We start from the raw sequence: 14,788 nt of genomic DNA on the forward strand, positions 1-14,788 counted from the left end.
GATGCGCCGCCGTCTTCTGCTCGCCGCCACGCTCGCGGCACCTGCCCTGGTGCGCCCCGCCTTCGCCCAGTCCGGCGGTTCGAACCGGCCGATCCGGCTGGTCGTGCCGTTTCCACCCGGTGGCACGGTGGACCTGCTGGGCCGGCTGGCCGCGCGGGAGTTGGAAGCGGGGCTGGGCCAGCCCGTTGTCGTCGACAACCGCGCCGGCGCCGGCGGCATGATCGGCTCCGACAACGTCGCGAAATCGCCGCCGGACGGGCTGCACCTCGTGGTGTCCAACATCGCCTCGCACGGTGTCGGCGCGGCGGTCAACCGCACCATGCCCTACGATCCGCTGCGCGATTTCACGCATATCGGGCTGATCGCCGCGGTGCCGACGGCGCTGGGGGTGGCGCGGGACGGCAAGTACGAGACGCTGGCGCAGTTCCTGGCGGCGGCGCGGGTCTCGGCCGGGGCGGTGAAGGTCGGCTCCTCCGGCAACGGCACCACGGGCCACGCCAAGACCGAGATGCTGTCGCGCATGGCCGGGGTGGAATTGCTGCACGTGCCGTATCGCGGCGCGGCGCCGGCGGTGCTGGACGTGCTGGCCGGGCAGACCGATGGCGTCATGGCCGCCGTCGCCGATATCGGCCGCAATGACAAGCTGCGCCTGCTGGCCATTACCAGCGCCGAACGCGCGATCCGCTGGCCCAGCGTGCCGACCTTCGCGGAGCTGCAGTTCCCGGGCCTGGTCGCCAACAACTGGTTCGGCCTGTCCGGGCCCGCCGGCATGGACCCTGCCGTGGCCGCCCGCATCAACGCGGCCCTGGTGCGCGGGCTGAACACCCCGGCGATGGCGGAGCGCCTGGCCGACCTCGGCACCCGGCCAAACCAGATGACCGCGGCCGACTACACCGCGCTGGTCGCCGCCGAGCTGCCGCGCTGGGCGCAGATCGTGCGGGAGGCGAATATCCGGGTCGATTGAACCAGGCTCAGTCCGCGAAGCTGAGGCGCAACTCGGCCCCGCCGGGCGTTGCGCGCTGGTCCAGCCGTTCCGCGTTGCGGGTCGCGAGCCAGAGCGCGAAGGCCTCCCGCGCCGTCTCGGAGCCTTCCAGGTCGGCGACGTCCGGCCGCGCGGCGGGCTTCGGCAGCGGCTCGCCCTGCCACGCCGCCGTCACCAGGATGCAGTCGGTCGCGTAGTGCATCTGCACCGCGATATCGGCGCCGCCACCTCGCGCTGCCAGAAGTTCCTCCAACTCCAGCAGGGCGTGGCCGATATGGGTCATCGTCTCCCGCCGCGCACCCCAGGCGCCGCCCAGCGCCTCCACCTGGTCCAGCAGCGCCTGGTTCATCCCGGCGCCCGGCTGGATGGTGAAGGCGGCGCGCTGGGCGACCAGCGGTGCCGTCAGCAGGTTCAGCAGGATGGCGCCCAGCGCGCCGGCGGTGATCGGGGACCGCAGCATCGGCGGCAGCAATTGCGGAATCACCGGCGCATCCAGCAGCGTGCCGAGGCCGAGCGCGAGGCCGAGCCCGACGGTGAAGGTCCGCCGCGTGTCCAGCATCCGTGCGCCCATCAACTGGCAGCCGCTGGCCAGCATGAAGCAGCAGACATACAGCAGCATCGCCGCCTCGATCGGGTCCGGCAGCGCCAGCAGCAGCGCCAGCAGCTTCGGGCAGCAGGCCAGAGCGAGCAGCGCCACAGATGCGAAGATGGCGACGCGGCGCGACAGCACCCGGGTGCCGATGGCGAGCCCGACGCAGGCGGAGGAGGTGCCGGTGGGCATCGCCCCGGCCAGCCCGGCGGCCAGCATCGCCAGGCTCTGCGCCACCAGGCCGCGGCGCAGCGGGGCGGGGTCCGGGCGCCGCCAGTTGCCATCCGCCGCGCGCTGGAAGGCCAGCAGGTCCCCGGTCCAGGAGGCGAAGGAGGCGAGCAGCGCCACCAGGAAGGCCGGCAGCAGCGCCGCATCGAAGGCGCCGAGGCCCGGTGGCATGGGCCGCGGCAGCGCGAACCACGGCGCGCTGGCCAGAACATCGACGTCGGAGGCGCCGAGTCCGAGCGCCAGCGCCAGGATCGTGCCGAGGACGGCACCGACAAGCACCGCGAATCGTGCCAGCCGCCCGCCCTTCAGCGCCAGCGCGACCATGGCGGCCAGCGTGCCGAAGGCGATGGTCGGGTGCAGTGGGTCCGACGCTGCCGTGCTGGCGGCGGCGAAGGCGCGCGGCAGCAGGCTGACGCCGATCAGCAGGACCACCACGCCGGCCACCTCGGTCGGCACCAGCTTCTGGATGCGGCGCAGCGTGGCCCCGAGGATCAGGCCGACCAGGCCGGTCAGCACCGTCGCGGCCGCGACGGTGCCGGGATGCGCCTCGGAGGCGGCGGAGAGATAGACGGCGACGAAGATCGGCGCGGGAATCGAGGCGACGGGGTAGCCGGAGCCGACCGGTCCGCGCGGCAGCGCCTGAAGCAGTCCCGCGATTCCGACGGCGGCGACGGACAGGCAGACGAAATTCAGCACGTCCATCGCCAGCAGGCCGTATTGCGCGGCGACGAAGCCGGGCAGGATCAGGTAGATCGCCTGGATCGCCAGTTGCTGGCCCGCCAATGCCGCGGCCTGTGCCGCGCCCGGGGACTCGTCCGGCCCGAAGTCAAGCTGTGGCGGGCGCGTGGTACGGCGGTCCTTGCGGGGGGCGGTGAGAGAGGCGAGGGCGCCGAACAACCAGGACGGATTTGGGCGAATGGAACGGACTTCCTTCAGACTGCAATCTCGGCGCACGTAGTCGCCCTGGTTACAAGGCCGGCGCCGGTTGTATTGGGCGCCTTGACCGATCGATACTGGAACATGCCGGCGTGACCCTGGGTAGAGGCGGGCGACGCAGGGGGCGCGACAAGCGGGCCCGGCACGGCTAACCTTCGGTCAATCCGCCAAGAGAGGGCACCCGGGTGCCGCCTGCCTCCGCCCCATCCTTCGCCATGACCATCCCGCCGGACCCCGAGGCGGTGGCACGCCTGCTCGACGCGCTGGAGGGTTTTGCCGAACAGGCGGCGCTGGGACCGAAGGTGGCGCATCGCCTGGCGGTGGTGCTGGAGGAACTGGCGGCCAACGTCGCCATGCATGGCAGCACCGGCCCGGGCGCCGCCACCTTCGTCGCCGTCGCGGTCCACCACCAGGGGGACACGCTGGTGGCTACCATCGAGGATGATGGCCGCGCCTACGATCCGCTGGCCCAGGCGGCGCCGGACACGGCGGCGGCGCTGGAGGACCGGGATGTCGGCGGACTCGGCGTGCATTTCGTGCGGCAGATGACGCGCGCGCTGGACTACATCCGGCAGGACGGGCGCAATCGCATGACGGCCGTGCTGGACCTGACCGGCTGAGCGGCAGCCCCACCCTCGATGACCCTGCGCTGGGTCCCCCGGCGCTTGGTCCGTTGCAGGCGCGGCTTGCCCTTCTGGCGGGCTTCGCCGAATCGGATGTCCTGCGCAACCGCCTGAAGCGCGCCGCGCCGCTGCTGGCACGGCTGCCGCTGGATCACCCCAGCATCGACCAGCCGGAATGGGCGGCGCTGCTCGATGCGGTGACGGTGCAGGAAACCCGGATGTTCCGCGCCGCACCGCAACTGGCGGCGTTCCGGACGCAGGTGCTGCCGGTTCTGGCGCGGCGCGGCGCGCTGGCGCTGGTCTCGGCCGGCTGCGCGACGGGGGAGGAGGCCTGGACCCTGGCGATCCTCGGCAACGGCGCCGGAGTGCCCTGGCGGGTCGAGGGGCTGGACCTGTGCCGCCCCGCCCTGCAGGCGGCGATCACGGCGCGCTACCGGCTCGGCCCGCCGGATGCGCTGCGCGAAGTGACGGCGGAGGATCGCGCCCTGCTGGAGGTGGCGGGCGACTGGTTCTCGCCCGCGCCGGCCTTGCGTGGCGGCGTTGCCTTTCGCCGCGCCAACCTGCTGGATGCGGCGCTGCCGGACCAGGCGGCCGATGCGATCCTGTGCCGCAACGTGCTGATCTACATGACGGAGGAGGGCCGGGTGGCGGTGCTGCGGCGGCTCGTCGCGGCGCTGCGGCCGGGTGGCGCGCTGCTGCTGGGCCCGACGGACCGGCCGCCGAAGGGGCTTGGGCTGGTGCCCTGGTCGCGCGACCTGGTCGGCATCTGGCGGCGGGAGGCTGAGGGTGGTTGAGGCGCTGCGTGCCGGCGGACTGGTCTTCGCGCTGCCGGGCAATGCCGTGCCGGTGGAGTCCGCGCCGCTGCGACCCGCGCCGCTGGCGAGCGCGGCGATGCTCGGGATCGCCGTGGTCGGTGGGCAGGTGGTGCCGGTGATGGCGGTGGCGCCGGGCCTGCCGGGCGGGCCGGCCTGGGTGATGCTGGACGGGCCGAATGGCCGCGTGGTGGTGGCCGGGGAGGCGTTCGCGGAGCTGCCGCCCGAAGGCGCGCCGCTGCTGGTGGTGCCGCGGCTCGGCGGGCGGCGCGCGCCGGCGCCGCTGCCGGCGGAAGCTGGCGGGTGGGCCGTGCCGATGCGCCATAGCCATGCGCGACAGGTCGCCATCGCCGCGGAACTCGGCCCGCTGCGCATGGTGCTGCCCTTCACGGTGCTGGAGCGGGTGGTGGCGCTGCCGCCGCTGCGCGCCGCCCCGGGTGCGGGGCCGGCGGCACTTGGGTATGCGGTGGCGCTGGGCGCGCCGGTTCTGGTGCTTGACGCTGCCTGGCTGCTCGCGGTCGAACGGCCGGCGGAGGAAGCCGGGCTGCTGGTGCTGTTCCGCCACGGCGGCCGCCGCCTTGGCCTGCCCTGCGCCCGGGTCGGGCCGGCGCAGGCGCGGGAGGCGACGCTGATCGCCCGGCTGGACGCCGCGGTCGAGGCGTTGGTGCAGGCACCCTTGGCGGAGGCGGTGGCGCCGCCGGTGCCGGAGCCGGTGCGGAACCTGCTGCTGTGCGCCGCGGGCGGCCAGGCCTTCGCCCTGCCGGTGGAGGAGGTGCTGGCGGCGATCGCGCCTTGCTCCCCCACCGCCTCGCCGGGCATGGCCGGGTTGGGCGCCGCCTTCCGTGGCGTCGCCGCGCATCGCGGCGACGTGCTGCCGGTGCTGGATGCCGGGCTGCGCATGGGTCTCTCTCCCGTGCTGGGCTATCCCGGTGCCGAGGCGCCGCTGCTGCGCCTGTCCGGCGCGCGGCCGGTGGCGCTGGCGGTGGAGCAGGTCACCGGCCTGCGCCGCATCCCGGAGCGGCTGATCGCGGCGGTGGCCGGGGAGGGCCTGGTCTCCGCCGTCGCGACCCTGGGCGAGATGCCGCTGCCGGTCTGCCGCGCCGCGGTGCTGGCGGGATGGCGGGCATGATCCGCGTCCTGGTGGTCGACGACAGCGGTTTCATGCGCATGGCGCTGCGCCGCATCATCGAGGCGGAGGGCGACCTGCGCGTCGTCGGCGAGGCCGCGGATGGCGAGGCGGCGGTCGAACAGGCCGCCCGGCTGCGCCCCGACGTCATCGCCATGGATGTCGAGATGCCGAAGCTCGACGGGCTGGAGGCGACGCGCAGGATCATGGCGCTGCCGGACCCGCCGGCGGTGCTGATGGTGAGCCACCACACCAGCGACGGCTCCGCCACCGCGCTGGCGGCGCTGGACCGCGGGGCGGTGGACTACCTGTGCAAGGATGGCGACCTCGGCGGGGTGGACCTCTCGCGGCTGGACCGGGAGTTGCGCGGCCGGCTGCGCCACTGGGCCGGGCAGCGCGCCACCGTGCGGCCGGCGGCGCGCGGCGCGGCGCCGGTGCGGGTGGTGCGGGCGGCGGGCGGCTGCGACGTGGTGGTGGTGGGCGCCTCCACCGGCGGGCCGGATGCGCTGGCGGCCTTCCTGGCCGCGGCCGGGCGGCTGCCGGTGCCCTGCGTGGTGGCGCAGCACATGCCGGCGGATCTCGGGCCGGACCTGGCGCAGCACCTGGCGCGGCTGTCCGGCGTGCCGGTGGGCGTCGGGCGCGCCGGGCAGCGGCTGATGTCCGGCGAGGTGACGCTGATCTCGGGCGGCACGGATGGGCATCTCGCGCGCGGTGCCGGCGGGCCGGAGGCGGGGCTGGTGTTGCGGCTCGCGGGCGGGGCTGCGGCAGTGCATCCTTCGGTCGACCTGCTGTTCCAGTCGGCGGCGCTGGTGGCGCGCCGGGCGCTGGGCGTGGTGCTGACCGGGATGGGGCGGGACGGCGTGGTGGGGGCGCGCGCGATGCAGGACAGGGGGATGCCGGTGCTGGCGCAGACACCCGCCAGTTGCGTCGTCGCCGGGATGCCGGGCGCGGTGATCGCCGCCGGCCTGGCGATCGAGACGGCGGACCCGGCGGGGCTCGGCCGCCGCGTGGCGGGGCTGGTGCGGGAGAAGGTGGAATGAGCGCGCTCGACCGGGACCTTCTGGACGCCTTCGTGCCGGAGTTCGAGGCGGAGGCGGTGCGGCTGGCGATGGTGCGCGAGGCCCCGGCGGCCTCGCGCGCGCTGGACCAGATGCGGGCAATGGCCGCGGCGCTTGGCGCGGCGTCCCTCGCCACGCTGGTGGACCGGGCGTCGCAGGCGCTGGAGGCGCTGGACTGGCCGGCGCTGCACCGGGCGGCGGAAGCACTGGCGCGGCAGGCACGGGCGGTCGGCGAGGCCGGCGGCGACGTGGCGCTGGCGCCGGAGCCGCCCGCGCAGGCTGCCGCGCCGGAGGCACCGGCCGCGCTGGTCGATGCCGAGATGCTGGCGGCGCTGGCACCCGAATTCGCCGCGCGCTGCGACAGGCTCGCCAGTGCGCCAGACGCCGCTGCGGCAGGGCGTGTGGTGGACGGGCTGCGGGCGATGGCGGGGGCGGTGGGCCTCGCCTCGCTGCTGCGGCTGCTCGACCGCGCACCCGGGCTGCTGGAGCCCTTCGACCAAGGCGGCTTGCATGGCTTGTCCGCCGAGCTTGCGGCGCAGGCGGCCCGCATCGTCGCAGCCGGCGCCGACGTGCCGGAGCCGGTGGATGCGCCGCGCAAGCGCGTCCTGGTGGTGGATGACAGCGCCATGATGCGCCGCCTGGTGCGCGAGACGCTGGCGCTGGATGCGGATTTCGAGGTGGTGGGCGAAGCCCCGGACGGCCTGCGGGCGCTGGAAGCCCTGCGCGACCTGGCGCCGGACCTGACCATGCTGGACATCGAGATGCCGGAGCTGGACGGCATGGGCGTACTTCGGCGCTGGGCGCTGGAGGGCGGCGGCGCGGTGGTCATCGTCTCCTCCGCCGCGCGGCCGGGCTCCGCCACGGCGGTGGAGGCGCGGCGCCTTGGCGTCGCGGGCATCGTCGGCAAGCCCTCCGGCGCGCTCAGCCCGGATCTGCGCGAACGCCAGGGGGTGGCGCTGCTGCGCACGGCACGGCGGGCCGCCGGCCTGCCGGTGGAGGCCGCGCGATGATCGAGGACGAGGCGCTCTGGCAGGAATTCGCCGGCGAGTCGGAAGACCACCTCGACACCATCGACCGCATCCTTTCGGCCGGCGGTACAGGGCGTGGTGAAGTGGATAGGCTGTTCCGCGCCTTCCATTCGCTGAAGGGCATGTCGGACGCCCTCGGCGCGCCAGGGCTGAAGAACGTGGCGCATCGCTGCGAGGACCTGCTCGGCCTGGCCCGCAACGGACGGCTCGCGGTCTCCGGTGCCGTGGCGGAGGCGCTGCTGGCGGCGGTCGATTCACTGCGGCGGCAGCGGGCCCAGGTGCTGGCGACGCATCGGGACGTGCCGGCGCCGGGCGACCTGCTGGCGCGGCTGGGCGCGCTGGCGGAAGCCGGGCCGACGGTCGCGGTGGCGCCGCCACAGCCGGTCGCGCCACGGCTGGAGGCCGGTGCCGCGCTGCGCGGGGCGCTTGCCTCCCGGCTCGCCCAGGCGGCGCCGCTGCTGGCCGGCCTTGCATTCGAACGACGCGCCGAGGCGCTGCGTGAGGCGGGCGAGTTGGCGGAGGCGGCGCGGATGCTCGGCCTGTCGCGGCTGGCGGCGGCGGTGGAACGGCTGGCCGGCGGCGGCGGCCTGGCAGCGCTGGGCGCCCTGCGCCGCCTGCTCGGGCTGCTGGAGGCGGAGGCGGGCGAGCCTGCGGGCGCGACCCTCCTGGCCGGGCCGGCCGGCGGTGAATCGGCGGCGCTCGGGCCGCTGCTCGCGGCGCTGGCCCTGCAACTGGATTCGGCACTGGCGGGCGGCGATGCCACGGCTGCGATGGCCGGTGCGGCGACGGCGGCGGAAGTCGCCGCCGGCTTCGGACTGGGCGGGCTGGAACAGCTTCTGCTCATCGTGCAGGACCTGGCGGATCGCGGCAGCGACCCGGATGCGGCGGCGATCCTGGCGGCGCAGGGGCCGGCGCTGGTCGAGCGGCTGCGCAATGCCTCGGAGGGCGGGCTGCCGGCGCTGCGCGGGGTGGGGGAGGCGCTGCCGGCGACGGAGGCAGCCGATCCGCGTATCCCCGCCAGCTTCGCGACGCTGCTGGGTGCGGAGGGCCGTCGCCGCGTGCTTGCCGCGGTGGAAGGGGGCCGCCCGCTGGTCCGCCTGCGCCTCGCGATCGGCCTGCCGGCGGAACTCGAGACGGCCATCGCCGCGGTGCTGGCGGCGGAGGCCGAGGTGCTGACCAGCCGCACGGTGCTGGACGCCCATCCGCCGCATCTCGACATGCTGCTGGCCGGCCCGGCGGAGTTCGAGGCGCTGTCGCGTGCCCTGACCGCGGCCGACCCGGCACGGCTGGCGGTGCTGGACCTCGCCCCTGCCGCGACCGGCGCGGCGCCGGAGCCGGTGGCGCCCGCCGCGCCGGTGACGATGCGCGTGCGGCAGGAGACGATCGACCAGATCATCGCGCTGGAAACCGAGGTTCGCGCCGCCGCCCTGGCCCTGGCGGAGACGCTGGATGATGGCGGCGCGACGGAGGCGCTGGCGGCGCTCGGTGCGCTGGAACGGCGGCTGCCGGGCGGGCCGGCGCGGGAGCTGGGCGTGGCGCTGGGGCGGCTGCGGCAGTTGCAGGAAATGCTGGTGCGGACGGAAAACCGCCTCGCGGTCGGGATGCGGCGGCTGGACGATGCGGTGATGGAACTGCGCGTCGTCCCCATCGGCACGCTGTTCGCCCGGCTGCCACGGGTGGTGCGGGCGGTGGCGCAGGCGGCGGGGCGGGAGGTGGAACTGCTGCTGGAAGGCGAGGATGTCGCCATCGACCGCAGCCTGGTCGAGTTGCTGGCCGACCCCTTGCTGCACCTGACGCGCAACGCGGTGGACCACGGCATCGAGCCGCCCGAGGCGCGCGAGGCCGCCGGCAAGCCCCGCCGCGGCACGCTGCGGGTTTCCGCCGCGCGGCGGACCGGCCAGGTGCGGGTGCGCGTCTCCGAGGATGGGCGGGGAATCGACCGCGCACGGGTGCTGGACCGCGCCGTGGCGCGTGGCGTCGTCAGTCCGGAACAGGCGGCGCAGATGACGGAGGAGGAGGTCTTCGCGCTGCTGTTCCGGCCCGGCTTCTCCACCGCCGAGACGGTGACGGAGACCTCCGGCCGCGGGGTCGGCCTGGATGTGGTGCAGGATGCGATCCGCCGGGCCGGCGGCACCGTGGAGATCGCCAGCCGGCCGGGGCAGGGCACCAGCTTCACCCTGCTGCTGCCGCTGACCGCCGCGGTGCAGCCGGTGCTGCTGGTGGAGGCCGCCGGCCACCCCTACGCACTGCCGGCAGCGCGGGTGGAGGCGGTGCTGGAGGCCGGGGCGGCGGCGGGCTGCGAGGTGCTGGCGCTCGCCGCCTTGGTCGGCGCCGGTGCACCCCATGGCGCCGCGGCCGGCGCCATCGTCATAGTGAGGTCGGGCGGGCGGTCCTTCGGCCTGGCGGTGGATCGCGTGCAGCGGCGCACCGACCTGCTGCTGCGGCCGCTGCACCCGGCGCTGGCGGCGCTGCCCGGTATCGGCGGCGTCGGCGTGCTCGGCAACGGGGAGCCGGTGGTGGTGCTGGAGCCGGATGGCTTCGCGCCGGACGTGGCCGGCTGATCCGGCCTTTCCGGCCGCCTGCGTAACAGCCTTCCAGCTTCTGGACGGGGAACCTTGGCAGGGCTAGACGCGGCGGGCTGCGCCGGTGCCGGGCGATTCGCCCGGGCTTCATCTTCCGGCATCTGAAAAGGGACTTGCCCGTGATTTCCCGACGCCACGCGCTCGGCGCTGGCAGCCTCGCGCTGCTCCTGGCCGCCTGCCAAACGCCCTCCGCCCCCCGTGCGTTGCCGGAGGACGGCACGATCGACCTGCTGACCCTGCTGCGCGGCAAGCCGGAGCACCGTCGCTTCGCGGCCCTGCTGACGGTCAGCGGCGCCAACACCCGGCTCGGCCTGCGCAGTGGCGCGGTGACGCTGTTCGCGCCGGTGAACGAGGGCTTCAACGGCCTGCCGGCGCCGGTCCTGGCGCTGCTGGACAATCCGCCGTCCAGCCCGACGGAGGCGCAGCGCGCCCTGTTGCAGCCCATCGCCTTCGCCAACGCCGCCTTCGGGCTGCTGCGCTTCGCGGATATCGCGGCGCGGCGCAACACGGTGGTGACCTGGGACCGCGCCCGCCTGGCCGTTCAGCCGACCGGTTCGCGGACCGCGACCCTGGCGCGGGAGGGTGTGACCCTGGCGGCCGGACGTCCGCCGGTGGCGATCACCCGTGGCGAGGTGCTGGCGGCGGATGGCGTGTTCCACGTCACCAACGCGCCGGTGCTGCCGAACTGATACCGGGCGGCGTAGTTCCTGGCCTGCAGCCGCCGAATGGCGCCCGCCGCACATGCGTGATGCCGCAGGCATGCCTTCGGCATGACGAGCCAGGCGGCCGGAGGCCACGCCCGGCGCTTGAGGGCGAGCGTCTCAGCCCTGGTAGCGTAGCGCCAGGGCGGTGATGTCGTCCGCCTGTGGCGCGCCGTTGGCGAAGGCGGTCACGGCGCGCAGCACGGTCTCCACCAGCGCAACGGGTTCGGCGCCGGCCTCGGCCAGCGCCGCTTCCAGCCGATCGCGGCCGAAGAAGCCGCCGCGATCGTCCTCGGCCTCTGACACGCCGTCCGAATAGCAGAACAGCGCCTCCCCCGCCGCCACGCGGAAGGGGTCGGAGCCGTAGCCGATTCCCTCCATCACGCCGAGCGCCGGCTGGCGGCGCAGGCCGGTCAGCAGGCGCGGTGCGGCGCCCGGGGCGACCAGCAGCGGGATGTCGTGGCCGGCGACGGCGATGCGACCTTCGCCGGTGGTGCCATCGATGATGCCGAGCACGACGGTGACGAAGGTCTGGCTTTCATTGTCGGCGGCCAGGTCGTCATTCGCCATGGCGAGGATGGCGCCCGGGTCGGGGCTTTCGCCCTCCGCCGAAAGCCGCTTCGCCGCCGCGCGCATCAGGCCGAGGGTACGCGCCATGGTGAGGCCGGCGGGCGCACCCTTGCCGGAGACGTCGGCCACCGCGAACAGCATGTGGCGCGAATCCAGCCGCAGGCAGTCATACAGGTCGCCGCCGACCTGCCGCGCCGGCACCATGGCGGCGTGCACCGTCAAGGTTCCCGTGGCGGCGGCCGCGAAATCGCGCGGCACCAGCGAAAGCTGCGCGGCGCGGGCCGATTCCAGCTCCGCCTCCAGCGCCGCCAGCCGCGCATCCGCCAGGTCCCGCAGCCGCTTCTTTTCCAGAACGGCACCGAGGCGCGCGCGCAGCAGCGGCGGGTCGAAGGATTTCGGCAGGTAGTCCTCGGCACCCAGTTCGATGCAGCGGACGATCTTCTCCATCTCCGTCAGCGCCGAGATGACGATGACCGGCGGCGCCGCGCCGCGTGCCGCGCGCAGTTGCTCCAGCACGCCGATGCCGTCCAGGTTCGGCATCTCGAGGTCGAGAAGCATGATGTCGAAGTGGCCGCGTTCCAGCGCCGCCAGGCCCTGCACGCCGTCCTCCGCCATCGTCACGTTGGGGTAGCCAAGTTCGGCCAGCCGCCGCTTCAGCACCAGCCGGTTGAAGCTGCTGTCGTCGACGACGAGGATCGAGACGTCCTCACCCGCAACTGCCGTCTCGCTCACGCGCGTGCGCCCTTGTCCGAGGCCATGGCTTCGACGACGCTGCGGGTCTCCGCCGCGAGCTTCGACAGGTCGATCATGGTCACGGTGATCTCCTCCGCGGCGGTGGCGTTGGACTGGCCGATGCGGGACAGGGTGCTGACACGGTCGGTGATGGAGGTGACGGTCGCTTGCTGTTCCTCCATCGCCACCGCGATGGCGCCGGCGAGGCGGGCGGATTCGGTGACCAACTTCTCGAGGTCGTCCATCGCCTCGCCCACCGCGGCGGCGGTGCCGCTGCCTTCTCGGGTGCGGCGGCCGGCGACCAGCACGACATCCGCGATCTCCTGCGCCAGGCTCTCGCTGCTGGCGGCCAGCGCGCGGACCTCCTCCGCCACCACGGCCAGGCCACGGCCGTGCTCGCCGGCGCGGGCGGCCTCGATGGCGGCGTTGATCGCCAGGATGTTGGTCTGGGTCGCGATCTTGGCGATGGTGCCGGCGATGCGCGTCACGCGCTCGGTATCCTCGGCGACGGCATCCACCAGCTCGATCAGGCTGCGCAGCTTCACCAAATTCTCGGCCAGCAGGGCCTTCGATTCATCGGCGCGGTCGCTGCTGTCCTGCGTCGTACGGCCGACCTCCCGCACCGCATCCTGCGTCTGGCCGAGCGCCTCCTCGACCTGGCGCAGCTCCGCGAGCTGGGTCATGGCGCCATCCGAGACCTGGCCGATGGCGTCGGAGGCCTGGGTGGTGGCGACGGCGGTGCGGCGGGCGTTTTCCAGTGCCGTCTCTGTCAGGTTGCGCGCGGCGACCAGGTTCTCCCGGAACACCAGCACGGCGCGTGCCATCTCGCCCACCTGGTCGGTGCGCTCGGCACCCGGCACGGCGGTCTGCACCGCGCCGCGGGACAGGCTGACCATCGCCATGGCGAGGCGCGACAGGGGCTGCGCCAGCAGCCGGACCAGCACCACCCAGACCAGGGCGCAGCCGACCAGCCCGGCCGCGGCGGCGGCCAGGACGATGGTGCGCGCCTGGACCTCGAGCTGGCGCGCCGCCTCCAGCGATTCGTCGGAACTGCGCTTCACCTCGGTGCGGGCGACGCTGGCGACGCGGTTGAAGGCGGAGGCGAAGTCGAGCCATTCCTCGTGCAGCGGTCCGAACCGCGCGCGTTCGCGCCCGGCGAAGGCGGCGCGGACCTGTTCGGTGAACTCCGGCAGCCGGCGCGCCATGTCGACGCCGCCGCCGAGCACGATCGGGTCGATCTGCGGGCCGAGGATCGCCACCATGCGGTCGAAGGATTCGCCGATGAGCTGGCCGTTGCGGACCATGCGCTGCGCGCTCGGCCCGGGCTGCAGGACGCCGGCGATGACGCTGGCGAAGGCCGAGGAGAAATCCGCCACGTTGAGCGCCAAATCGTCCACCGCCGCATCGGCGTTGCGGTCGCGCAGGCCAAGCTGCTCGATGATGACGACCTGGCGGGCGACGACGATGAGGGCCGCGCCCGACAGCAGCCCGACCACCATCAGCATCAGCAGCGAGATCAGCCCGGCGCGCACGCCGATACGGCCGAACCAGGCGCGGAGGCGGGAGGCGCCGGGTTTCTGCAAGGTCATGGCTCGGGGCGGGTCCGGTGGAATGGGGGCTTGGCCTTCTTGACCTGGGGTTCAAGCTACAGGCGGCGCGGGGTGGCAACAAGCTTCGCCGGTTCAAGGCAGCCGTTTGACGGGCCGGGGCGCAGGTTCGATCCTGCGCACGGCACATTGCCGGGAAAGGGAAACGCGACCATGGCCGAGCATCCGTTCACGCTGGAAGACCTCGAGACGCTGCGGCAATGGGACACGCCCACCATCTGCAACGCGCTGGAGACCGTGGTGCCGGGCCGCCGCGGCCATGGCTTCACGGTGCGACCGCTGGTGGCCGCCGACCGCAAGCTGCCGCCGATCTGCGGCCTGGCGCGCACCGGCACCATCCGCGCCGCGGCCCCCTCCGGCCGTCCGGCCGAACAGGACCGCGCGGTGCGGCTCGGCTGGTACGAGTATGTCGAGCGTGCCTCCCTGCCCACCATCGTGGTGCTGCAGGATTTGGACGACACGCCGGGCGTTGGTGCCTTCTGGGGCGAGGTGCATTCGGCCGTGCACAAGGCACTCGGCGCGCAGGGCGGCGTCACCAACGGCTCGATCCGCGACCTCGATATGCTGGCGCCGGGCTTCCAGCTGCTGGCGGGCGTGGTGAACCCCTCCCACGCCTTCGTCCACATGGTGGCCTTCGGGCAGGAAGTGGCGGTGCACGGGATGCATGTGAAGCATGAGGACGTGATCCATGCCGACTTCCACGGCGCCGTGGTGATCCCGCATGAGGCGGTGCGGCTGATCCCGGCCGCGATCGAACTGGGCGCACGGCGGGAGAAGGTGATCCTCGACCTGTGCAAGGACCCCGACTTCAGTGCGGCGAAGCTGGCCGAGGCGATCGGCCGGGCCAGCGAGATCCACTGATGCGGTGGGCGCTGGCCCTGGCGCTGCTGCCGGGGCTGGCGCTCGCGCAGGAGACGGCCTGGGAAAGCCGCGTGGTGGAATGGGCGCCGGCGCTGCGGACCTGCCTCGCGGACCGTCCCGGCGCGATGGTGGTGGCGGCGTGGGAGGAGGCTGGCGGCGTGGTCGCCCGCCTGCTGCTGCCAGACGGCACGCGGCAGGATTGCGCCGGCGCCGCCCGGCGGCCTGCCGGCGCAGCGCGGGCGGATGAGGGGTTGCGCGCCTTCATGCTGGACCGGCGCTGCGTCGATGCCTGGCGGGTGGTGGACCCGGCGGGGCGGGAGCTGGGCTGGCTCGCCTATCCGGGTTGCGGCTGA

The 14,788-nt window shown here is 74.3% G+C and carries 13 protein-coding genes; 10 read left to right on the forward strand and 3 right to left on the reverse strand.

The window, feature by feature from the left end; genetic code table 11:
• Position 1 precedes the first annotated feature (1 nt).
• Positions 2-964 (forward strand): Bug family tripartite tricarboxylate transporter substrate binding protein, encoded by a 963-nt coding sequence (locus tag ACFHPP_RS05105; protein ID WP_437162184.1) that lies wholly within the window; start codon positions 2-4, stop codon positions 962-964.
• Positions 965-971: 7 nt separating this feature from the next.
• Here ACFHPP_RS05105 and ACFHPP_RS05110 read toward each other — a convergent pair whose 3' ends face one another.
• Positions 972-2,696, reverse strand: a complete 1,725-nt coding sequence (locus ACFHPP_RS05110) for a solute carrier family 23 protein (protein ID WP_437162185.1) — start codon at positions 2,694-2,696, stop codon at positions 972-974.
• A gap of 224 nt (positions 2,697-2,920) precedes the next feature.
• Between ACFHPP_RS05110 and ACFHPP_RS05115 the strand changes: the two genes are divergently transcribed.
• From ACFHPP_RS05115 to ACFHPP_RS05145, 7 genes are all read left to right on the forward strand, one after another.
• Positions 2,921-3,355 carry an ATP-binding protein gene (locus ACFHPP_RS05115; RefSeq protein ID WP_437162186.1) on the forward strand — a complete coding sequence of 145 codons (435 nt, stop codon included), beginning with the start codon at positions 2,921-2,923 and terminating at the stop codon, positions 3,353-3,355.
• 53 nt (positions 3,356-3,408) lie between these two features.
• Positions 3,409-4,152 carry a CheR family methyltransferase gene (locus ACFHPP_RS05120; RefSeq protein WP_437162187.1) on the forward strand — a complete coding sequence of 248 codons (744 nt, stop codon included), beginning with the start codon at positions 3,409-3,411 and terminating at the stop codon, positions 4,150-4,152.
• The gene (locus ACFHPP_RS05125) at positions 4,145-5,299 is read left to right on the forward strand and encodes a chemotaxis protein CheW (RefSeq protein ID WP_437162188.1); all 1,155 of its coding nucleotides are present in this window, start codon (positions 4,145-4,147) and stop codon (positions 5,297-5,299) included. The genes ACFHPP_RS05120 and ACFHPP_RS05125 overlap by 8 nt, the downstream gene beginning before the upstream one ends.
• Positions 5,296-6,336 (forward strand): chemotaxis protein CheB, encoded by a 1,041-nt coding sequence (locus ACFHPP_RS05130; RefSeq protein ID WP_437162189.1) that lies wholly within the window; start codon positions 5,296-5,298, stop codon positions 6,334-6,336. Before ACFHPP_RS05125 ends, ACFHPP_RS05130 begins: the two co-directional genes overlap by 4 nt.
• Complete coding sequence (locus ACFHPP_RS05135) at positions 6,333-7,364, forward strand: response regulator (protein ID WP_437162190.1); 1,032 nt, start codon at positions 6,333-6,335, stop codon at positions 7,362-7,364. The genes ACFHPP_RS05130 and ACFHPP_RS05135 overlap by 4 nt, the downstream gene beginning before the upstream one ends.
• On the forward strand, positions 7,361-9,943 hold the full coding sequence (locus tag ACFHPP_RS05140) for an ATP-binding protein (RefSeq protein WP_437162191.1): 2,583 nt from the start codon (positions 7,361-7,363) through the stop codon (positions 9,941-9,943). The genes ACFHPP_RS05135 and ACFHPP_RS05140 overlap by 4 nt, the downstream gene beginning before the upstream one ends.
• 140 nt (positions 9,944-10,083) lie before the next feature.
• Complete coding sequence (locus tag ACFHPP_RS05145) at positions 10,084-10,653, forward strand: fasciclin domain-containing protein (protein ID WP_437162192.1); 570 nt, start codon at positions 10,084-10,086, stop codon at positions 10,651-10,653.
• Positions 10,654-10,785: 132 nt separating this feature from the next.
• Here ACFHPP_RS05145 and ACFHPP_RS05150 read toward each other — a convergent pair whose 3' ends face one another.
• Positions 10,786-11,967 carry a PP2C family protein-serine/threonine phosphatase gene (locus tag ACFHPP_RS05150; RefSeq protein ID WP_437162193.1) on the reverse strand — a complete coding sequence of 394 codons (1,182 nt, stop codon included), beginning with the start codon at positions 11,965-11,967 and terminating at the stop codon, positions 10,786-10,788.
• Complete coding sequence (locus tag ACFHPP_RS05155; RefSeq protein ID WP_437162194.1) at positions 11,964-13,556, reverse strand: methyl-accepting chemotaxis protein; 1,593 nt, start codon at positions 13,554-13,556, stop codon at positions 11,964-11,966. Before ACFHPP_RS05155 ends, ACFHPP_RS05150 begins: the two co-directional genes overlap by 4 nt.
• Before the next feature lie 171 nt (positions 13,557-13,727).
• Here ACFHPP_RS05155 and ACFHPP_RS05160 point away from each other — a divergent pair, with 171 nt between their 5' ends.
• Together ACFHPP_RS05160 and ACFHPP_RS05165 are read left to right on the forward strand one after the other, a co-directional pair.
• Positions 13,728-14,435, forward strand: a complete 708-nt coding sequence (locus ACFHPP_RS05160; protein ID WP_437162195.1) for an RraA family protein — start codon at positions 13,728-13,730, stop codon at positions 14,433-14,435.
• Entirely contained in the window at positions 14,435-14,788 is a 354-nt protein-coding gene (locus ACFHPP_RS05165) for a hypothetical protein (protein ID WP_437162196.1), read from the forward strand. The genes ACFHPP_RS05160 and ACFHPP_RS05165 overlap by 1 nt, the downstream gene beginning before the upstream one ends.

It is taken from the genome of Falsiroseomonas sp. E2-1-a20 (assembly GCF_051433195.1).
Taxonomy (GTDB): Bacteria; Pseudomonadota; Alphaproteobacteria; order Acetobacterales; family Acetobacteraceae; genus Falsiroseomonas.